1 protein-coding gene is annotated in these 289 nt (G+C 68.2%); it reads left to right on the top strand.

What is annotated here, in order from left to right:
- Positions 1-289: ATP-binding cassette domain-containing protein (locus V9U70_RS00205; RefSeq protein WP_336672330.1), on the top strand; the 289-nt coding region annotated here is incomplete at both ends.

Genomic DNA, 289 nt, shown 5'->3' with positions numbered 1-289 from the left:
GCTGTCCGGGCGGGCGTTGAAGGCGGTGCGCCGCAACATCCAGATGGTGTTCCAGGACCCGTACACCTCGCTGAACCCGCGGATGACGGTCGGGGACATCATCGGGGAGCCGTTCGAGATCCACCCGGAGGTGGCGCCGAAGGGGAGCAGGCAGCAGAAGGTCCAGGACCTGCTGGACGTGGTCGGGCTGAACCCGGAGTACATCAACCGCTACCCGCACCAGTTCTCCGGCGGCCAGCGCCAGCGCATCGGCATCGCCCGCGGCCTCGCCCTCAACCCCGAGATCATC

This window comes from Streptomyces pratensis, assembly GCF_037137275.1.
Taxonomy (GTDB): Bacteria; Actinomycetota; Actinomycetes; order Streptomycetales; family Streptomycetaceae; genus Streptomyces; species Streptomyces pratensis_B.
Note: the sequence above shows the minus strand (reverse complement) of the source record. Positions and strands in the feature narration are given on the sequence as shown.